34 protein-coding genes are annotated in these 19,391 nt (G+C 42.0%); all 34 read right to left on the reverse strand.

The window, feature by feature from the left end; all coding sequences use genetic code 11:
- On the reverse strand, positions 1–87 hold an 87-nt coding region (locus M2369_RS18625), incomplete at its 3' end, for a hypothetical protein (protein WP_259255623.1).
- Between the two features lie 175 nt (positions 88–262).
- The gene (rpsK, locus tag M2369_RS18630) at positions 263–658 is read right to left on the reverse strand and encodes a 30S ribosomal protein S11 (protein ID WP_003217231.1); all 396 of its coding nucleotides are present in this window, start codon (positions 656–658) and stop codon (positions 263–265) included.
- 20 nt (positions 659–678) lie between these two features.
- Complete coding sequence (gene rpsM / locus M2369_RS18635; RefSeq protein WP_003217023.1) at positions 679–1,044, reverse strand: 30S ribosomal protein S13; 366 nt, start codon at positions 1,042–1,044, stop codon at positions 679–681.
- A 21-nt stretch (positions 1,045–1,065) separates the two neighbouring features.
- Positions 1,066–1,179 (reverse strand): 50S ribosomal protein L36, encoded by a 114-nt coding sequence (gene rpmJ / locus M2369_RS18640; protein WP_003156543.1) that lies wholly within the window; start codon positions 1,177–1,179, stop codon positions 1,066–1,068.
- A 31-nt stretch (positions 1,180–1,210) separates the two neighbouring features.
- The gene (gene infA, locus M2369_RS18645) at positions 1,211–1,429 is read right to left on the reverse strand and encodes a translation initiation factor IF-1 (protein WP_003217190.1); all 219 of its coding nucleotides are present in this window, start codon (positions 1,427–1,429) and stop codon (positions 1,211–1,213) included.
- A gap of 310 nt (positions 1,430–1,739) precedes the next feature.
- Positions 1,740–2,486: a type I methionyl aminopeptidase gene (map, locus tag M2369_RS18655; RefSeq protein ID WP_017359166.1), complete on the reverse strand. Its 747-nt coding sequence runs from the start codon at positions 2,484–2,486 to the stop codon at positions 1,740–1,742.
- Entirely contained in the window at positions 2,483–3,136 is a 654-nt protein-coding gene (locus M2369_RS18660) for an adenylate kinase (RefSeq protein ID WP_007496336.1), read from the reverse strand. The genes map and M2369_RS18660 overlap by 4 nt, the downstream gene beginning before the upstream one ends.
- A gap of 55 nt (positions 3,137–3,191) precedes the next feature.
- The gene (gene secY / locus M2369_RS18665; RefSeq protein WP_061417652.1) at positions 3,192–4,484 is read right to left on the reverse strand and encodes a preprotein translocase subunit SecY; all 1,293 of its coding nucleotides are present in this window, start codon (positions 4,482–4,484) and stop codon (positions 3,192–3,194) included.
- 1 nt (position 4,485) lies between these two features.
- Positions 4,486–4,926, reverse strand: coding sequence for a 50S ribosomal protein L15 (gene rplO, locus M2369_RS18670; RefSeq protein ID WP_003216888.1), 441 nt, complete (start codon positions 4,924–4,926; stop codon positions 4,486–4,488).
- Positions 4,927–4,956: 30 nt separating this feature from the next.
- Positions 4,957–5,139, reverse strand: a complete 183-nt coding sequence (gene rpmD, locus M2369_RS18675; RefSeq protein ID WP_003217067.1) for a 50S ribosomal protein L30 — start codon at positions 5,137–5,139, stop codon at positions 4,957–4,959.
- 13 nt (positions 5,140–5,152) lie between these two features.
- Positions 5,153–5,653, reverse strand: a complete 501-nt coding sequence (gene rpsE, locus M2369_RS18680; protein WP_007496332.1) for a 30S ribosomal protein S5 — start codon at positions 5,651–5,653, stop codon at positions 5,153–5,155.
- A gap of 24 nt (positions 5,654–5,677) precedes the next feature.
- Positions 5,678–6,040 (reverse strand): 50S ribosomal protein L18, encoded by a 363-nt coding sequence (gene rplR, locus M2369_RS18685; protein ID WP_003216951.1) that lies wholly within the window; start codon positions 6,038–6,040, stop codon positions 5,678–5,680.
- A 32-nt stretch (positions 6,041–6,072) separates the two neighbouring features.
- Positions 6,073–6,609, reverse strand: a complete 537-nt coding sequence (gene rplF / locus M2369_RS18690) for a 50S ribosomal protein L6 (protein ID WP_008345395.1) — start codon at positions 6,607–6,609, stop codon at positions 6,073–6,075.
- 31 nt (positions 6,610–6,640) lie between these two features.
- Complete coding sequence (rpsH, locus tag M2369_RS18695) at positions 6,641–7,039, reverse strand: 30S ribosomal protein S8 (RefSeq protein WP_007496327.1); 399 nt, start codon at positions 7,037–7,039, stop codon at positions 6,641–6,643.
- 31 nt (positions 7,040–7,070) lie between these two features.
- Positions 7,071–7,256 (reverse strand): 30S ribosomal protein S14, encoded by a 186-nt coding sequence (rpsN, locus tag M2369_RS18700; RefSeq protein ID WP_008356542.1) that lies wholly within the window; start codon positions 7,254–7,256, stop codon positions 7,071–7,073.
- A gap of 22 nt (positions 7,257–7,278) precedes the next feature.
- On the reverse strand, positions 7,279–7,818 hold the full coding sequence (rplE, locus tag M2369_RS18705) for a 50S ribosomal protein L5 (protein ID WP_003217159.1): 540 nt from the start codon (positions 7,816–7,818) through the stop codon (positions 7,279–7,281).
- A gap of 25 nt (positions 7,819–7,843) precedes the next feature.
- Positions 7,844–8,155: a 50S ribosomal protein L24 gene (rplX, locus tag M2369_RS18710; protein WP_007496325.1), complete on the reverse strand. Its 312-nt coding sequence runs from the start codon at positions 8,153–8,155 to the stop codon at positions 7,844–7,846.
- 35 nt (positions 8,156–8,190) lie between these two features.
- Positions 8,191–8,559 (reverse strand): 50S ribosomal protein L14, encoded by a 369-nt coding sequence (gene rplN, locus M2369_RS18715; protein ID WP_003216882.1) that lies wholly within the window; start codon positions 8,557–8,559, stop codon positions 8,191–8,193.
- 39 nt (positions 8,560–8,598) lie between these two features.
- Positions 8,599–8,862, reverse strand: a complete 264-nt coding sequence (gene rpsQ / locus M2369_RS18720) for a 30S ribosomal protein S17 (protein WP_003216906.1) — start codon at positions 8,860–8,862, stop codon at positions 8,599–8,601.
- 25 nt (positions 8,863–8,887) lie between these two features.
- On the reverse strand, positions 8,888–9,088 hold the full coding sequence (gene rpmC, locus M2369_RS18725) for a 50S ribosomal protein L29 (RefSeq protein WP_003217155.1): 201 nt from the start codon (positions 9,086–9,088) through the stop codon (positions 8,888–8,890).
- Positions 9,078–9,512, reverse strand: coding sequence for a 50S ribosomal protein L16 (gene rplP / locus M2369_RS18730; RefSeq protein WP_003225801.1), 435 nt, complete (start codon positions 9,510–9,512; stop codon positions 9,078–9,080). Before rplP ends, rpmC begins: the two co-directional genes overlap by 11 nt.
- 1 nt (position 9,513) lies before the next feature.
- Positions 9,514–10,170: a 30S ribosomal protein S3 gene (gene rpsC / locus M2369_RS18735; RefSeq protein ID WP_003217241.1), complete on the reverse strand. Its 657-nt coding sequence runs from the start codon at positions 10,168–10,170 to the stop codon at positions 9,514–9,516.
- A gap of 3 nt (positions 10,171–10,173) precedes the next feature.
- Positions 10,174–10,515, reverse strand: a complete 342-nt coding sequence (gene rplV, locus M2369_RS18740) for a 50S ribosomal protein L22 (protein WP_007496316.1) — start codon at positions 10,513–10,515, stop codon at positions 10,174–10,176.
- 17 nt (positions 10,516–10,532) lie between these two features.
- Positions 10,533–10,811, reverse strand: a complete 279-nt coding sequence (gene rpsS / locus M2369_RS18745; protein WP_003216920.1) for a 30S ribosomal protein S19 — start codon at positions 10,809–10,811, stop codon at positions 10,533–10,535.
- Positions 10,812–10,868: 57 nt separating this feature from the next.
- Positions 10,869–11,702, reverse strand: a complete 834-nt coding sequence (rplB, locus tag M2369_RS18750) for a 50S ribosomal protein L2 (RefSeq protein WP_007496314.1) — start codon at positions 11,700–11,702, stop codon at positions 10,869–10,871.
- A 28-nt stretch (positions 11,703–11,730) separates the two neighbouring features.
- On the reverse strand, positions 11,731–12,018 hold the full coding sequence (gene rplW / locus M2369_RS18755) for a 50S ribosomal protein L23 (protein ID WP_003217016.1): 288 nt from the start codon (positions 12,016–12,018) through the stop codon (positions 11,731–11,733).
- Positions 12,018–12,641, reverse strand: a complete 624-nt coding sequence (gene rplD / locus M2369_RS18760) for a 50S ribosomal protein L4 (protein WP_007496312.1) — start codon at positions 12,639–12,641, stop codon at positions 12,018–12,020. The genes rplW and rplD overlap by 1 nt, the downstream gene beginning before the upstream one ends.
- A gap of 27 nt (positions 12,642–12,668) precedes the next feature.
- On the reverse strand, positions 12,669–13,298 hold the full coding sequence (rplC, locus tag M2369_RS18765; protein ID WP_007496311.1) for a 50S ribosomal protein L3: 630 nt from the start codon (positions 13,296–13,298) through the stop codon (positions 12,669–12,671).
- 37 nt (positions 13,299–13,335) lie between these two features.
- Positions 13,336–13,644 (reverse strand): 30S ribosomal protein S10, encoded by a 309-nt coding sequence (gene rpsJ, locus M2369_RS18770; protein WP_003156464.1) that lies wholly within the window; start codon positions 13,642–13,644, stop codon positions 13,336–13,338.
- A gap of 218 nt (positions 13,645–13,862) precedes the next feature.
- Positions 13,863–14,822 carry an alpha/beta fold hydrolase gene (locus M2369_RS18775; RefSeq protein ID WP_039169445.1) on the reverse strand — a complete coding sequence of 320 codons (960 nt, stop codon included), beginning with the start codon at positions 14,820–14,822 and terminating at the stop codon, positions 13,863–13,865.
- A 108-nt stretch (positions 14,823–14,930) separates the two neighbouring features.
- Complete coding sequence (tuf, locus tag M2369_RS18780) at positions 14,931–16,121, reverse strand: elongation factor Tu (protein WP_259255620.1); 1,191 nt, start codon at positions 16,119–16,121, stop codon at positions 14,931–14,933.
- 117 nt (positions 16,122–16,238) lie between these two features.
- Positions 16,239–18,317 (reverse strand): elongation factor G, encoded by a 2,079-nt coding sequence (gene fusA / locus M2369_RS18785; protein WP_007496301.1) that lies wholly within the window; start codon positions 18,315–18,317, stop codon positions 16,239–16,241.
- A 54-nt stretch (positions 18,318–18,371) separates the two neighbouring features.
- The gene (gene rpsG, locus M2369_RS18790) at positions 18,372–18,842 is read right to left on the reverse strand and encodes a 30S ribosomal protein S7 (protein ID WP_003216884.1); all 471 of its coding nucleotides are present in this window, start codon (positions 18,840–18,842) and stop codon (positions 18,372–18,374) included.
- Positions 18,843–18,963: 121 nt separating this feature from the next.
- The gene (rpsL, locus tag M2369_RS18795) at positions 18,964–19,383 is read right to left on the reverse strand and encodes a 30S ribosomal protein S12 (RefSeq protein ID WP_003216962.1); all 420 of its coding nucleotides are present in this window, start codon (positions 19,381–19,383) and stop codon (positions 18,964–18,966) included.
- Positions 19,384–19,391: the final 8 nt, after the last annotated feature.

Raw genomic sequence — 19,391 nt, forward strand, 5'->3', positions numbered from 1 at the left:
CTCAAGTGGCTCTACGACAAACTTGCCATACTTGGCATCGTCGCTGATTTCAACCGGTTCGAGGTTTGGTTTTTCAATTTCGATCATCTAATAAAACCCTCCTTCAAAACGTCGAAACCTCGAATAGAATCATATGAGATTCCATCCGAAATTCCTCATTGTTTAGTCCCGTATGTGCTCAGGCAACGAGTCGTGTATTCGTCTCATAAATAACTGTATCATAACCCATTATTGACAGGGACACAAAATCTATACAAACAAATTACACGCGGCGACGTTTTGGTGGACGGCATCCGTTATGAGGAACTGGAGTTACGTCTCTGATTGCAGTAACTTCAAGACCTGCAGCTTGAAGCGCACGAATTGCAGCTTCACGACCAGAACCAGGACCTTTAACAGTTACTTCAAGTGTTTTAAGACCATGTTCGATAGAACCTTTAGCAGCAGTTTCAGCAGCCATTTGTGCAGCGAAAGGAGTAGATTTACGAGAACCTCTGAATCCTAATGCACCAGCACTTGACCAAGAAATTGCGTTTCCATGAACATCAGTAATCGTTACAATCGTGTTGTTGAAAGTGGAACGGATATGAGCGATTCCAGCTTCAATATTCTTTTTCACGCGACGTTTACGCGTATTTTGTTTACGAGCAGCAGCCATTCTTTAACTACCTCCTTTACTTATTTTTTCTTGTTAGCTACAGTACGACGCGGACCTTTACGAGTACGCGCGTTGTTTTTTGTGTTTTGTCCACGAACAGGAAGTCCTCTACGATGACGGATTCCGCGGTAGCTTCCGATTTCAATTAGACGCTTAATGTTAAGTGAAACTTCACGACGAAGGTCACCTTCTACTTTAAGTTTGTCAATGATATCACGGATTTTACCTAGTTCGTCTTCAGTTAGATCGCGAACGCGAGTGTCTTCAGAAACACCTGCTTCTTTAAGGACTTGTTGAGCCGTCGTACGACCAATTCCAAAAACATATGTTAAAGAAATGACAACACGCTTATCACGTGGAATATCTACACCAGCAATACGAGCCATGATTTGGGCACCTCCTTGTTATTAGCCTTGTTTTTGTTTATGTTTTGGGTTTTCACAGATCACCATTACTTTTCCTTTTCTGCGAATCACTTTACATTTTTCACAGATAGGTTTAACAGATGGTCTCACTTTCATGTGTTTCCAACCTCCTTCTTCCGGAGTTGCTTTATTTGTAACGGTACGTAATTCTACCACGAGTTAAGTCATATGGAGATAATTCTACCGTAACTTTGTCTCCAGGTAAAATGCGAATGAAGTGCATACGGATTTTTCCTGATACATGAGCCAAAACTGTATGACCATTCTCTAGTTCAACTTTGAACATTGCATTTGGCAAAGTTTCTGCTACAGTACCTTCCACTTCAATTACATCGTCTTTCGCCATTCAAGTGTTCTCCCTTCTTCAAATCAGTAACTTGCTCTCTGATAAATGTCCAAATGAGATGTTCTCAATTGTCCATCTATCACCCGACCTGTTTTGAATATACTGTTCTGAACTTCCGGAGATACGCAATCATAAAAGGTTAAATGATTGATATTTTTTCTTAGGAGAATGAATTTACGCTTTTCTCCGTCTGCGATTAGTACATGGCAGCCATCGAACACGCCGATGACAACTGTATACTGATCTTGTTCTTTCCTTGGACTATACAGACAACCTGCCCGATTTGGGCCTGAAAGGCTTCAGTGAAGACCTAAATCTTAGTCAGTATATCAAAACCTGTATCTGTAATCGCAATCGTATGCTCAAAGTGAGCACACTTTTTCCCATCAACCGTTACAACCGTCCAGTTATCAGCCAGTGTTTTCACATATCGGCTGCCTGCGTTCACCATCGGTTCGATGGCCAACACCATTCCAGGTTTGAGCCGTGGGCCTTTGTTCGGCGGACCATAATGAGGAATTTGAGGGTCCTCATGAAGATCCTGTCCGACCCCATGTCCAACATATTCTCTAACAACTGAGAAATTCTCATCTTCAACATACGTTTGTATGGCATGGGAAATGTTTGACAGACGTTCACCTGGCTTTGCTTCCTGTAAGCCCTTATATAGAGATTCCTCTGTGACTTCCAGTAGTTTGCGGTCCTCATCACTGATTACCCCAACTGGATAAGTCCAAGCAGAGTCACCATGATAGCCATTTAACTTTGCGCCGATATCGATACTAATGATGTCTCCATCACGTAAAACCCGTTTACCAGGAATACCGTGAACGAGTTCTTCATTCACCGAAACGCAAATGCTCCCGCGAAAACCATTATACCCTTTAAAAGATGGGATTGCACCCTGCTTTGTAATAAAACGTTCGGCAATTTGATCCAATTCTTTTGTCGAAATACCTGGTTTTATATGTTTCTTCAGCTCTTCATGAGTCAGTGCGACAATGCGTCCAGCTTCTCTCATAATCTCAAGCTCGCGAGGAGTTTTACAGATAATCATTTATTTAATCCCCCAAGCAGGTCCTTGATATCAGCGTAAACATCGTTAATGTGCTTCGCACCATCAATGTTTGCAAGATATCCTTTTTCTGAATAGAAGTTCAGTAAAGGTTCAGTCTGCTTTAAGTTCACTTCAAGTCTTGTCGAAACGGTTTCTGCATTATCATCTGCACGTTGATAAAGCTCGCCTCCACACTTGTCACAAACATTTTCTTTCGCAGGTGGATTGAATACTAAATGATATGTTGCTCCGCAATCTTTGCAAATTCTTCGGCCAGTCAGACGCTCCATCAAAGCATCTTTATCGACTTTAATATTAATGACATAATCAATCGTTCTGCCAAGGTCCTTTAGAATGTCTTCTAAAGCTTCAGCTTGAGCGACTGTTCGCGGAAATCCGTCCAGAAGAAAACCTTGTTCACAATCATTCTTGCCAAGTCTTTCTCTAACAATACCGATTGTGACCTCATCAGGAACAAGCTCTCCTTTATCGATAAAGGATTTTGCTTCGAGTCCAAGTTGTGTCTCCTCTTTCATAGCAGCACGGAACATATCTCCTGTTGAGATATGAGGGATCCCATAATCATCAACAATTCGTTCTGCCTGAGTGCCTTTACCAGCACCCGGAAGCCCCATTAAGACTAAGTTCATTTCGGATTTCCCCTTCCTTACTTAGAGAGGTTGGGCAGGAGCCCAGCCCTCTGTTTTATTTCATAAATCCACGGTAGTTTCGTTTCACTAATTGGCTTTCAAGCTGTTTCATTGTTTCAAGTGCAACACCTACAACAATGAGAAGACTTGTGCCGCCAATTTGTGCAGCGGAAGGTAATCCAGCGAATTGAATGAAAAAGATAGGAAGTATTGAAATCACGGCTAAGAAAATGGCGCCCACAAACGTGAGTCGGTACAAAATGCTCGTAATTCTATCTTGAGTCATTTTCCCTGGACGAACTCCCGGGATATAGCCACCCTGCTTTTGCAGATTTTCAGCCATTTGTTCAGGGTTTACTTGGACAAAGGCATAAAAATATGTGAAAGCAACAATCAGTGCTACATAAATCGTCATACCGATTGGCTTAGTATAGTCAAAGTTGTTAGTTATCCAGGTTGTCACATTATTAGTTCCGAAGAACGATGCGACCGTCTGCGGAGTAATAATGAAAGAAACGGCAAAGATGACTGGAATCACCCCTGCTGGATTCACTTTCAATGGAAGGTGCGTTGCTTGACTAGCAGACATTTGTGCACGGCCAGTTCCTTTTGAATATTGAATTGCAATCTTTCTCACTGCCATTTGAATGTAAATAACACCGATAACAATGACAAGAATAGCAATCACAATAAGGGCAATTTTCAGGATTTGCATGAACAGCTGTCCATCTCCACCTACAAATTGCTGAGCGTACACTTGCTTTAATGTTTGAGGGATACCTGCGATGATACCGGCAAAGATAATAATCGAAATACCGTTACCAACACCGTGAGCAGTAATCTGCTCTCCCAGCCACATTAAAAATGCTGTTCCCGCAGTGAGTACGACCGCAATTAAGAGATACGTTGAAACACCTGGGTTTTCAATCAGCATGCCTCCTGCCATATTGTTAAATCCATATGACATTCCTAACGCCTGGATAAATCCTAGAACAATTGTAAAATACCTTGTGAATTGTGCTAATTTTCGGCGGCCAACCTCTCCTTGCTTTGACCACTCAGTAAACTTCGGTACAACATCCATCTGCAAGAGCTGGATGATGATCGAAGCAGTGATATACGGCATAATCCCCATTGCAAGAATGGAGAATTGGAAAAGTGCCCCGCCCCCAAACGTGTTGAGGATTCCGAAAACACTCATTTGATCCTGTGCCTGGAGAACTTCGGCGTTCACATTAGGCACAGGGATGAAAGCACCTATACGAAAGACGACTAACATTAAAAGTGTAAATATAATCTTATTCCGTATATCTTTCACGCGCATAAAATTGGAGATTGTCTTAAACAAGTTAGATCACCTCGGCTGTACCGCCAGCAGCTTCAATCGCTTCTTTAGCAGAAGCAGAGAATTTATTGGCTTTTACAGTTAATTTTTTTTCTAATTTACCGTTGCCAAGAATTTTTACTCCTGCTTTTAACTTGCTTATTGCACCAGTCTCTAGAAGAAGTTCAGGAGTGACTTCCGTTCCTTCGTCAAAACTGTTTAATCTGTCTAAGTTGATTACCGCGTAATCTTTACGGTTGATGTTTGTAAAACCACGTTTTGGAAGGCGTTGGAATAAAGGCATTTGACCACCTTCGAATCCAGGGCGTACACCGCCACCAGAACGAGCGTTTTGACCTTTATGACCTTTACCAGAAGTTTTACCGTTACCTGATCCAATACCACGACCAACACGGTTGCGTACTTTACGTGAACCTTCTGAAGGCTTCAATTCATGAAGTTTCATTTGGGCACCTCCTTATCGATTAAAAATGTTTTATTGTTCTTTAACAGAAACTAAATGAGACACCTTGTTAATCATGCCGCGGATCGCTGCATTGTCTTCATGTACGACTGTTTGGTTTGTTTTCTTTAGACCAAGAGTACGAACAGTGACACGCTGATCTTCCGGGCGACCGATTACACTGCGTTTGAGGGTAATTTCTAATTTATTTGCCATTATTGTTCCCTCCTTATCCTAACAGGTCTTCTACAGATTTTCCACGAAGCTTCGCTACATCTTCAGCACGTTTAAGTTCACTTAAACCTTGAAGTGTTGCGCGGATCATGTTGATCGGTGTATTAGAACCTAGAGATTTAGAAAGGATATCAGCTAGACCAGCAAGCTCAAGTACCGCACGCACTGGGCCTCCAGCGATAACTCCTGTACCTTCTGAAGCAGGCTTCAATAGAACGTTTCCTGCACCGAATCGACCGATGATTTCATGTGGAATTGTAGTTCCAACCATTGGTACTTCAATTAAATTCTTTTTCGCGTCTTCAACAGCTTTGCGGATCGCTTCTGGTACTTCTTGTGCTTTACCAGTACCGAATCCTACATGACCGTTTTTGTCACCGACAACAACTAAAGCTGCAAAACGGAAACGACGTCCACCTTTAACAACTTTCGCTACCCGGTTAACCGTAACTAAGCGTTCTTCTAACTCTAATTTGCTTGGGTCAATACGACTCATTCGGATGTGTCCCTCCTTCTTTTATTAAAATTTAAGTCCAGCCTCACGAGCAGCTTCAGCTAGAGCTTTTACACGTCCATGATATAAGTATCCTCCGCGGTCAAATACCACGTTAGAGATGCCTTTTTCAACAGCACGTTTTGCAACAAGTTCGCCAACTTTAGTAGCAGCTGCAGCGTCAGAACTATTCTCGATCTTTAACTCTTTATCAAGAGTAGAAGCACTTACAAGTGTTACACCGTTAACATCATCAATTACTTGAGCGTAGATGTTCTTGTTAGAACGGAAAACGTTAAGGCGAGGTCTTTCAGCAGTACCTGAAAGTTTCGCACGAACACGAGCGTGTCTTTTAAGACGAGTAGCGTTTTTGCTAGTTTTCGTAATCATCCGAGTCACTCCTTTCTTCACATTAAGCGATCTTACTTACCAGTTTTTCCTTCTTTACGGCGAACGAATTCACCTTCGTAACGAATTCCTTTACCTTTGTAAGGCTCTGGAGCACGGACAGCGCGGATGTTAGAAGCTAGAGCTCCTACACGCTCTTTATCGATACCTTTAACGATTACTTTCGTTTGAGATGGAACTTCTACTTCAACTCCAGCCTCAGGAACGATTTCAACTGGGTGAGAGTATCCAACGTTAAGAACAAGTTTGTTTCCAGATTTAGCTGCACGGTAACCGACACCGATTAGTTCTAAACCTCTTTCGAAACCTTTAGATACACCTTCAACCATGTTTGCAATTAAGCTACGTGTTGTACCATGTAATGCACGGTGTTCTTTATTTTCAGACGGACGGCTTACAGTTAAGACGTTGTCCTCAATTTTAATTTCCATATCAGGGTGAAATGCACGAGTTAGTTCACCTTTTGGTCCCTTTACTGTCACTGTGTTATCGTTGTTTGTCACAGTTACTCCTGAAGGGATCTCGATTAGCTTTTTACCTATACGAGACATACCAAGCACCTCCATTCATCTTAAACTATTTTTACCATACGTAAGCAAGTACTTCTCCACCAGCTTGTTTAGCACGGGCTTCTTTGTCCGATAAAACACCTTGTGATGTAGAAATAATTGCGATTCCAAGTCCGTTAAGTACACGTGGTACTTCATTTGATTTCGCATATACGCGTAAACCAGGTTTACTGATTCTTTTAAGACCAGTGATAACACGTTCGTTGTTTTGGCCGTATTTAAGGAACAAACGGATAATTCCTTGTTTGCTGTCTTCGACGTACTCAACGTCACGGATAAAACCTTCACGCTTTAAGATTTCAGCAATTTCTCTTTTGATTTTTGAAGCCGGTACTTCTAGCTTCTCATGACGTACCATGTTCGCATTGCGAATACGAGTCAGCAAATCTGCAATCGGATCTGTCATAACCATTATTTAATAACCTCCTTCCCATTTATGGGGATTACCAGCTGGCTTTTTTAACGCCAGGAATTTGTCCTTTATATGCAAGTTCGCGGAAACAAATACGGCAAAGTTTAAACTTGCGAATTACTGAATGTGGACGTCCACAACGTTCGCAGCGCGTATACTCTTGAACTTTAAACTTTTGTTTGCGTTGTTGTTTCGCAATCATAGACTTTTTAGCCACGATTTCGCCTCCCTTTCATTGATTATTTCTGGAACGGCATACCTACTTGAGTTAATAACTCACGTGCTTCTTCATCCGTGTTGGCAGTCGTAACGATAACGATATCCATACCGCGGACTTTTGTTACTTTATCGTAATCAATTTCTGGGAAGATTAACTGTTCTTTAATACCAAGCGTGTAGTTTCCACGACCGTCGAAAGATTTCTTAGAAATCCCGCGGAAGTCACGTACACGTGGTAAAGATACAGAAATAAGTTTATCAAGGAAATCGTACATGCGCTCTCCGCGAAGTGTTACTTTCGCACCGATTGGCATTCCTTCACGTAGACGGAATCCAGCAATAGACTTCTTCGCACGAGTAACGACAGGTTTTTGACCAGCGATAAACGTTAATTCTTCAACAGCAGTATCGATTGCTTTAGCGTTTTGAACGGCGTCACCAACACCCATGTTGATCACGATTTTTTCGATTTTTGGCACTTGCATTACTGATTTGTATTCAAACTTAGAAACTAATGCAGGTGTAATTTCTTTTACATACTTTTCTTTAAGGCGGTTCATGAGAAAGACCTCCCTTCCTTATTTACTATTTATCTAGAACTTGCCCAGATTTTTTCGCTACACGGACTTTCTTTCCGTCCTCAACTTTATATCCAATACGTGTCACTTCACCCGTTTTAGGATCAAGCGGCATTACGTTTGATACGTGGATCGGCGCTTCTTGTTCAGAAATTCCGCCTTGAGGGTTAGCTTGGGTTGGTTTAGAGTGTTTTTTCACAAGGTTAATACCTTCTACTAAAACACGGTCCTTTTTAGGGAAAGCAGCAAGGATGACACCTTGTTTACCTTTATCTTTACCAGAGATAACCACTACTTTATCGCCCTTTTTAACATGCATTTAATCGCACCTCCTTGAGTCGCGGATTGTATTCATTAAAGTACTTCTGGTGCTAAAGAAACAATTTTCATATAGTTGTTTTCACGAAGTTCACGTGCTACTGGTCCGAAGATACGAGTTCCACGTGGGCTCTTGTCGTCACGGATGATGACACATGCATTTTCATCAAAACTGATGTAAGATCCATCGTTTCTGCGAGCTCCGCTCTTAGTACGAACGATAACTGCTTTCACAACTTCACCTTTTTTGACAACGCCTCCTGGTGTTGCTTGTTTAACCGTACAAACAATGACATCACCGATGTTAGCCGTCTTACGTCCAGAGCCACCAAGAACTTTAATCGTTAGTACTTCGCGTGCGCCAGAGTTGTCAGCTACTTTTAAACGAGTCTCCTGTTGAATCATTAATGTTACCTCCCTTCGGAAAAAGAAATCCGAACTTTATTAGATAATAACAGCTTCTTCGACAACTTCAACTAGACGAAAGCGTTTAGTCGCAGATAATGGACGAGTTTCCATGACCTTTACGATGTCTCCGATTTTTGCTTGGTTGTTTTCATCATGTGCTTTGAACTTTTTAGAGTATCTTACACGTTTGCCATAAAGTGAATGCTTTTTGTATGTTTCAACTACAACAGTGATGGTTTTATCCATTTTGTCAGAAACAACACGACCTTGATACACTTTACGTTGGTTACGTTCGCTCATGTTTGCGGGGCCTCCCCTCTAATTATTATTTATTAGCAGCGATTTCTCTTTGACGAATCACAGTTTTCATGCGTGCGATTGATTTACGCACTTCACGAATGCGAGCAGTGTTTTCAAGCTGCCCAGTCGCTAATTGGAAACGAAGATTGAAAAGTTCTTCTTTAAGAGACTTTACTTTTTGTTCAATTTCAGCAGTGGTAAGGTCACGAATTTCATTAGCTTTCATTTGATTCACCACCAATTTCTTCACGTTTTACGAACTTCGTTTTAATTGGCAATTTGTGAGATGCAAGACGAAGAGCTTCACGAGCAACTTCTTCAGACACACCAGAAATTTCAAATAAAACTTTGCCCGGTTTTACTACAGCTACCCAGCCTTCTGGAGCACCTTTACCGGAACCCATGCGGACCTCTAGAGGTTTTGCTGTGTATGGCTTAGAAGGGAAAATTTTGATCCAAACTTTACCGCCACGTTTCATGTAACGAGTCATAGCAATACGAGCAGCTTCGATTTGACGGTTAGTGATCCAAGAAGCTTCAAGAGCTTGGATACCGAACTCACCGAAATGTACTTCAGTGCCGCCTTTTGCACGACCACGCATTTTTCCACGATGTTCTCTGCGATACTTCACGCGTTTTGGCAATAACATATTATTTTCCTCCTTCCGCAGTATTCTTCTTAGTTGGAAGGACTTCTCCACGATAGATCCATACTTTTACGCCAAGCTTACCATAAGTAGTATCAGCTTCAGCAGTAGCATAGTCGATGTCAGCACGAAGTGTGTGCAATGGAACAGTACCTTCACTGTAATATTCAGAACGAGCAATATCTGCACCGCCAAGACGACCAGAAACCATTGTTTTGATTCCTTGTGCTCCAGCACGCATTGTGCGTTGGATTGTTTGTTTTTGTGCACGACGGAATGAAATACGATTTTCAAGTTGACGAGCGATGTTTTCAGCAACTAGCTGAGCATCAAGATCTGCTCTCTTGATTTCAAGAATGTTGATGTGTACACGTTTGCCAGTTAGGCTGTTAAGAGCTTTACGAAGTGCTTCAACTTCAGATCCGCCTTTACCAATTACCATACCTGGTTTAGCCGTGTGGATTGTGATATTTACGCGGTTTGCAGCACGTTCGATTTCTACTTTAGAAACAGACGCGTCAGACAAACGCTTGCTGATGAATTCACGGATTTTCAAGTCTTCATGTAAGAAGTCAGCGTAATCTTTTCCTGCGAACCATTTAGATTCCCAATCACGAATGACGCCAATACGAAGACCTACTGGATTTACCTTTTGACCCACGGATTATCCCTCCTTCTTTTCTGATACAACGATTGTAATGTGGCTAGTACGTTTATTAATTGCGCTCGCACGACCCATAGCACGTGGACGGAATCTCTTAAGTGTTGGACCTTCGTCAACGAATGCTTGAGTAATCACTAGGCTGTTAGCGTCCAACTCGTAGTTGTGCTCAGCATTTGCGATAGCAGATTTTAATACTTTTTCAATAATTGGTGAAGCAGCCTTAGGCGTAAGGTTTAAGATAGAAACTGCTTCTCCTACTTGCTTACCTCGGATCAGGTCCATTACTAGACGTGCTTTACGAGGAGCAATACGGACTGTTCTTGCGACAGCTTTAGCTTGCATTTAAAAGCCTCCTCTCATTAGCGTCTTGTTTTTTTATCGTCACTAGCATGACCTTTGTAAGTACGGCTTGGTGCGAATTCGCCCAATTTGTGACCTACCATATCTTCAGAAATGAAAACAGGTACATGTTTGCGTCCGTCATAGACAGCGATTGTGTGACCGATGAATTGTGGGAAAATTGTAGAACGACGAGACCAAGTTTTTACGACTTGCTTTTTGTCAGTTTCATTCAATTTCTCGACTTTAGCCATCAAATGATCATCAACAAATGGTCCTTTTTTTAAGCTGCGAGCCATTGTGGAACCTCCCTTCGTGATTGAACTACGGTCCTAAATGAACCGTAGACAACCCCGTTACTTGTTTTTACGACGACGTACAATGAATTTATCAGACTTGTTGGTTTTCTTACGAGTCTTGAATCCAAGAGTCGGTTTACCCCATGGAGACATTGGTGATTTACGTCCGATTGGAGCGCGTCCTTCACCACCGCCGTGTGGGTGATCGTTAGGGTTCATTACAGAACCACGAACTGTTGGGCGTACGCCTTTCCAGCGAGAACGTCCAGCTTTACCGATGTTGATTAGTTCGTGTTGTTCGTTTCCAACTTGACCGATAGTCGCACGGCAAGCAGAAAGGATCATGCGTACTTCACCAGAGTTCAAACGTACAAGAACGTATTTACCTTCTTTACCTAGAACTTGAGCAGAAGTACCAGCAGAACGAACTAATTGTCCACCTTTACCTGGTTTTAATTCAATGTTATGCACAACTGTACCAACTGGAATGTTGATAAGTGGAAGAGCATTACCTGGTTTGATGTCAGCTTCTGGTCCAGAAGTAACTTCAGTACCAACTTGGATTCCTTTCGGAGCAAGAATGTAACGTTTCTCACCATCTGCATAGTTTACAAGAGCGATGTTCGCTGAACGGTTTGGATCATACTCGATTGTAGCAACGCGTCCAGGTATACCGTCTTTATCACGCTTAAAGTCGATGATACGGTATTGACGTTTGTGACCGCCACCTTGATGACGAACAGTCAATCTACCTTGGTTGTTACGTCCGCCTTTTCTGTGAAGCGGTGCAAGCAACGATTTTTCTGGTTTGTCAGTCGTGATTTCAGCAAAATCTGAAGTAGTCATGCCACGACGACCATTACTGGTTGGTTTATACTTTTTAATCGCCATTTTGAATTTCCCTCCTTCTTTTTAAGATTTACGCTTCAAAAATTTCGATTTCTTTGCTGTCAGCAGTTAATTTCACGATCGCTTTTCTGCGACGGCTAGTCATACCAGTGTAGCGTCCAACGCGTTTTGATTTACCTTTGTAGTTTTGAACGTTGACTTTCTCAACTTTCACTCCAAAGATTTCTTCAACAGCGTCTTTCACTTCTGTCTTGTTAGCTCTGACATCAACTTCGAACGTGTACTTCTTCTCTGTCATTAGATCAGCAGAACGTTCAGTAATGATAGGGCGCTTTAGAACATCACGAGGATCTTTCATTATGCAAGTCCCTCCTCTACTTTTTCAACCGCTGCTTTAGTGATCAGAAGTTTGTCGTGGTTGACAACGTCAAGAACGTTGATACCGTTAGCTTCAACAACTGTTACTCCAGGGATGTTACGAGCAGATAAAGCAACTGTTTCGTTTGCATCCGCAGTGACGATCAACGCTTTCTTCTCAACAGATAACCCTTTAAGGATGCCTGCGAATTCTTTCGTTTTCACTGCATCAAGAGTAAGATCCTCAAGAACGATGATGTTGTTGTCGATTACTTTAGAAGACAATACTGACTTGATAGCCAAGCGGCGAACTTTTTTAGGTAATTTATAAGAATAGCTGCGTGGTGTTGGACCGAATACGATACCGCCTCCGCGCCATTGTGGTGAACGGATAGAACCTTGACGAGCACGACCTGTACCCTTCTGTCTCCAAGGTTTACGACCTCCGCCACGTACTTCAGAACGAGTTTTTACTTTGTGAGTTCCTTGACGTAAGGAAGCTCTTTGCATAAGAATAGCATCGAATACTACGCTTTCGTTTGGCTCAATTCCAAACACAGAAGCGTTTAATTCGATTTCACCGTTAGTAGAACCGTTTTGGTTAAATAATGCTACTTTTGGCATGACTTGTTTCCTCCTTTCCTAAGAGAGTTATTTAGTTTTAACTGCACTCTTTACAGTTACTAGAGATTTTTTAGCTCCTGGTACGTTTCCTTTGATCAATAGAAGATTGCGTTCTGCATCAACTTTAACGATCTCAAGGTTTTGGACAGTGATTTGCTCTCCGCCCATACGTCCTGGAAGAAGTTTACCTTTGAATACTCGGTTTGGATCAACAGGTCCCATTGAACCAGGACGACGGTGGTAACGTGAACCGTGAGTCATTGGTCCGCGTGATTGTCCGTGGCGTTTGATAGCCCCTTGGAATCCTTTACCTTTTGATGTTCCTGTTACATCTACGATATCTCCATTTGCGAAAATATCAACTTTGACTTCCTGACCAACTTCATACGCATCTAACTCCACACCGCGTAATTCTTTTACGAAGCGCTTAGGAGCAGTTTCCGCTTTAGCAACGTGGCCTTTCTCTGGTTTGTTAGAAAGCTTCTCACGTTTGTCGTCAAAACCGATTTGGATTGCTTCATAGCCATCCGTGTCAGTAGTCTTCTTCTGAAGAACAACGTTAGCAGCAGCCTCAACAACAGTTACAGGGATAAGATCACCGTTTTCTGCGAATACTTGCGTCATACCAATTTTTCTACCTAAGATTCCTTTGGTCATTCGTCACACCTCCTATAATATGTGTTTTCTATTTGAATTAAAGTTTGATTTCGATATCTACACCGGATGGTAAATCTAAACGCATAAGTGCATCAACTGTTTGCGGAGTTGGATTCACGATGTCGATTAGACGTTTGTGAGTACGCATCTCGAATTGCTCACGAGAATCTTTGTACTTATGCACCGCACGAAGGATTGTGTAAACTGATTTTTCAGTTGGAAGCGGGATTGGACCAGATACACTAGCACCAGAACGCTTAGCCGTTTCAACAATCTTCTCAGCAGATTGATCAAGAATTCTATGATCATATGCTTTTAAACGAATACGAATTTTTTGTTTTGCCATTATTTTCCCTCCTTTTCGCCTACTTACGTTAGACAGTTCTCCGTGAGAAAAACCTGATCACCTTGCCATGGCAAAGCGGCCGGGTGTGTCAGCAACCTCTCACTTCATCGCAGTCAAAGACCAACATGCACTATTGTACCAAATTGGCCTGCGTGTTGCAATAATAAATCGGATAAATTTATGATTTGCACACTTTTCATATTATACAGGGGTTCAGCCTATAAATCAAGCTTTCCCTGAAGATGATGTGTAGCTGTCTTCCTGACGATACGAATAAATTCTTCTGGCTCTTCAATATGCGGAGAATGCGCAGATTCTTTAAAAGTAAACCACTCTTTTATTGGTGCTGTAAGTTGATCAACATATGGTTTTGATACAGCAGCTGGTGTAATCATGTCATGTTCCCCGATGATAAAGTAGCAGGGTATTAATATAGAAGAAACTCGGTATTGAATGCTTTCGTTCATCAGCTCGTCCCACAGCATATCCTGGCTATACTTCTGTCCCATAAGGAATTTCCACTTATCTTTTAGCTGATAATGCTTACTAACGAGAAATGCATACAGCATTTGAAAAAGTGGCTTCCACCTATGCGTGAGCCCTACTTTTGCGAACTCTTTGTATAGAGAGAACAAAGCATGAGCAGAGGTGCGTTTCCAAGGGGGTGGTGTCAGCAATCTTAGACATCTAGTGAAGAAATGCTTGCCTTGATATTTTTTTAGAAGAAGTTCGTACGATACAATATCCTCTTTTAATACATCAACCACCTGACTAATTCCATAATAGGCATGATACAAATCTGGTCGTTTATGTACAGCTTGTATCGCAATTAATGATCCCCATGAATAACCCGCAATGTATAATTTCGTTTGATCATTATAAGAAAGTAGTTTTTCTGTAAGCTCAATCGTATCCTCTACGAATTGCCCAATGGTCATAGAAGACTCAGGAATGTTTTTTTGATAAGACAGTCCTGCACCGCGCTGGTCCCAATGAACAACAGTGAAGTCTTGATCAAGTTCCTTATGAAAGGAATCGATATAACTCATTTGAGCTGAGCCTGGGCCACCGTGTAAAAATAATAAAACAGGTTTTGTTTTTTCTGCTTGATCTTCTTTTATCATAATCCATTGATCAAGCCCGCCAATCGGCCACTTTTTCAACATTGTCTTCGCCATTCCAGTGATCCTCTCGGTTCCATTTAGATTCTATAGCTTATAGTAGCCGTTATGCACTGGAAAAGCAAAAAAAGAGACCCTTTTGCAAGGAGTCTCTTTTAACTGTTATTACTTAATGATAGTAGAAACGACGCCAGAACCTACAGTACGTCCACCCTCACGGATAGAGAAACGAGTTCCTTCTTCGATAGCGATAGTAGAGATAAGTTCAACTTCCATCTCAGTGTTATCGCCAGGCATTACCATTTCAGTACCTTCTGGAAGATGTACGATACCAGTTACGTCAGTTGTACGGAAGTAGAACTGCGGACGGTAGTTAGTGAAGAATGGAGTGTGACGTCCACCCTCTTCTTTAGAAAGTACATAAACTTCAGCTTTGAAACGGCTATGTGGAGTGATTGTACCTGGTTTAGCAAGTACTTGACCACGTTGGATATTTTCACGAGATACACCACGAAGTAGTGCACCGATGTTGTCACCAGCTTCAGCATAGTCAAGAAGTTTACGGAACATTTCAACACCTGTAACAGTTGTTTTACCGTTTTCTTCTTGAAGACCGATGATTTCAACTTCGTCACCGACTTTAACTTGTCCACGCTCAACACGACCAGTAGCAACTGTTCCACGACCAGTGATTGAGAATACGTCCTCAACTGGCATCATGAATGGCTTCTCAGTGTCACGCTCTGGAGTTGGGATGTACTCATCAACCGCATCCATAAGTTCGAAGATTTTTGCTTCGTAATCAGCATCACCTTCAAGAGCTTTAAGAGCAGAACCTTTGATAACTGGTACATCGTCACCAGGGAAGTCATAATCAGAAAGAAGGTCACGAACTTCCATTTCAACAAGTTCAAGTAACTCTTCATCGTCAACCATGTCACATTTGTTAAGGAATACTACGATGTAAGGAACACCTACGTTACGAGAAAGTAGGATGTGCTCACGTGTTTGTGGCATTGGACCATCAGCAGCAGATACTACTAAGATCGCGCCGTCCATTTGAGCAGCACCAGTGATCATGTTTTTAACATAGTCAGCGTGTCCTGGGCAGTCTACGTGTGCATAGTGACGAGTTTCAGTTTCATACTCAACGTGTGCAGTTGAGATTGTGATTCCACGCTCGCGCTCTTCTGGAGCACCATCGATTTGGTCATAAGCCATAGCTGTACCTTTACCAGATTTCTTATGAAGAACTGTTGAGATAGCAGCAGTTAGAGTTGTTTTACCATGGTCAACGTGTCCAATTGTACCAATGTTAGCATGCGATTTGGAACGGTCGAATTTTTCTTTAGCCATTCTAAAAATCCTCCTTAAAGGTTCATTGTATTTGGTATGAGTGATAGAAAGTGAAGAGTTACCTCTCACTTTCTGATCTTCAATAGTAGTTATACTTTAGTTTAAAGGCAAAATCAATTATTCACCTTTATTTTTTTTGATGATTTCTTCACTGATGCTCTTAGGCACTTCTTCGTAGTGATCCATGTGCATAGTGAAAGTACCGCGTCCTTGTGTGTTAGAACGGAGTGCAGTTGCATATCCGAACATTTCAGAAAGTGGAACCATAGCGCGAACAACTTGAGCGTTACCGCGAGCTTCCATACCTTCTACACGTCCACGACGAGATGTGATATCACCCATGATGTCTCCCATGTATTCTTCTGGGATAACGACTTCTACTTTCATCATTGGCTCAAGTAGAACTGGGTTACATTTGCTGACAGCATTTTTCAATGCCATAGATGCAGCAATTTTAAACGCCATTTCGTTAGAGTCAACATCGTGGTAAGATCCATCGAATAATTTTGCTTTGATGTCGATTAATGGGAATCCAGCTAATACACCATTTTCTAGTGAATCTTCAAGACCTGCTTGAATTGCTGGAATGTATTCACGTGGAACAACCCCACCGACGATTGCATTTGTGAATTCGAAGCCTGCGCCTTCTTCGTTTGGTTCGAATTCGATCCAAACGTGTCCGAACTGACCGCGTCCACCAGACTGACGTACGAATTTACCTTCAACTTTTGCACTAGAACGGAATGTTTCACGGTACGCAACTTGAGGAGCTCCTACGTTAGCTTCAACCTTGAACTCACGCTTCATACGGTCAACAATGATATCAAGGTGAAGCTCACCCATACCAGAGATGATCGTTTGACCAGTTTCAGTGTTTGTTTGTGTACGGAATGTTGGATCCTCTTCAGCTAGTTTAGCTAAAGCGATACCCATTTTATCTTGGTCAGCCTTAGATTTAGGCTCGATAGCTACATCGATAACTGGCTCTGGGAATTCCATAGACTCAAGGATAACAAGATTTTTCTCGTCACAAAGAGTATCACCAGTAGATGTATCTTTAAGACCAACAGCTGCTGCGATATCCCCTGCATATACAGTAGAGATTTCTTCACGGCTGTTTGCGTGCATTTGAAGGATACGTCCAACACGCTCACGCTTGTTCTTAGAAGAGTTCTTCACGTAAGAACCAGAATCAAGTGTTCCAGAGTATACGCGGAAGAAAGTTAGTTTCCCAACATAAGGGTCAGTCATAACTTTAAATGCAAGAGCTGCGAATGGTGCGTCATCAGTAGACTCACGTACAACCTCTTCATTTGTATCTGGCAATGTACCTTTGATTGCAGCAACATCAGTTGGTGCAGGAAGGTAGTCAAGCACAGCGTCAAGTACAAGCTGAACACCTTTGTTTTTGAAAGCAGATCCAACAAGAACTGGGTAGAATTCAACATTCAAAGTTCCTTTACGGATTGCAGCTTTCAATTCAGGAATTGTGATTTCTTCACCCTCAAGGTATTTTTCCATAAGCTCTTCATCAAGCTCAGCGACAGCTTCAATCAAGCTGCTGCGAAGCTCTTCAGCTTTGTCTTTATACTCAGCAGGGATTTCTTGTGCATCAGAGCGAGTTCCAAGGTCATCTTCGTAGAAGTATGCTACGTTTTCTACAAGGTCGATGATTCCTTCGAATTGATCTTCAGCGCCGATCGGCAATTGAATTGCATGAGCGTTCGCTTGAAGACGATCTCTTAATGTGCTTACAGAGTAAAGGAAGTCCGCACCAGTTTTATCCATTTTGTTAACGAATACGATACGAGGTACTCCGTAAGTTGTTGCTTGGCGCCAAACTGTTTCAGTTTGAGGCTCTACACCTGATTGTGCATCAAGAACAGCAACCGCACCATCAAGTACACGCAAAGAACGTTCAACTTCAACAGTGAAGTCTACGTGTCCTGGTGTATCAATGATGTTTACACGGTAACCTTTCCATTGTGCTGTAGTAGCAGCAGAAGTGATTGTAATACCACGTTCTTGCTCCTGCTCCATCCAGTCCATTTGTGAAGCTCCTTCGTGAGTTTCACCAATTTTATGGATACGACCAGTGTAGTACAAGATACGCTCAGTCGTTGTCGTTTTACCGGCATCGATGTGAGCCATGATACCAATATTACGAGTTTTGTCTAAGGAGAACTCTCTTGCCATTGGGTAATTTCTCCTTCCTTATTAGGGAATAGTTTTTTTAGTTTGGTATAAATCCTACCAGCGGTAGTGAGCGAATGCTTTGTTCGCTTCTGCCATTTTGTGTGTATCTTCACGTTTCTTAACAGCAGCACCAGTGTTGTTAGCTGCGTCAAGGATTTCGTTAGCAAGACGCTCTTCCATCGTTTTTTCTCCACGAAGACGAGCGTAGTTTACTAACCAGCGAAGACCTAAAGTCGTACGACGATCTGGGCGAACTTCTACAGGAACTTGGTAGTTAGCTCCACCTACACGACGTGCTTTAACTTCAAGAACTGGCATGATGTTTTTCAAGGCTTGTTCGAAAACCTCCATCGCTTCATTACCAGTACGTTCTTTGATGATATCAAATGACTTGTAGAGAATAGTTTGTGACTTTCCTCTTTTACCGTCGATCATCATTTTGTTGATCAAACGAGATACAAGTTTAGAATTGTAAATTGGATCTGGCAAAACGTCTCTTTTTGCTACAGGACCTTTACGTGGCATCTGAATAGCCTCCCTTCTCTTTTAAAAGGATTTCTATCTGTCTTTCATCTCAATTTCATTGTCAGCTGTCTGACTCCACTGATCTGAACTCAACTTCTAAAAACCCTTATGTTTGTTTATATTATTTGCTTTGTTTAGGGCGTTTTGTTCCGTATTTAGAACGTCCTTGCATACGACCGTCAACTCCGGCAGTATCAAGCGCACCACGAACGATGTGGTAACGTACACCCGGTAAGTCTTTTACACGTCCGCCACGGATAAGTACTACACTGTGCTCTTGTAGGTTATGTCCGATACCAGGAATGTAAGCTGTTACCTCAATCAGGTTAGACAAACGTACACGAGCATATTTACGTAGTGCTGAGTTTGGTTTTTTCGGTGTCATTGTACCGACACGAGTACAAACCCCGCGCTTCTGTGGAGATGTTACGTTAGTGTGCTCTTTTTTGAAACTGTTGTATCCTTTGTTAAGTGCAGGAGACTTTGAGTTTTCAACTTTACTCACGCGTCCTTTGCGTATTAGCTGATTAATTGTAGGCATGTTGTTAT

Origin of the sequence: Bacillus sp. JUb11 (assembly GCF_024807925.1) — a bacterium.
GTDB classification, from domain to species: domain Bacteria; phylum Bacillota; class Bacilli; order Bacillales; family Bacillaceae; genus Bacillus; species Bacillus altitudinis.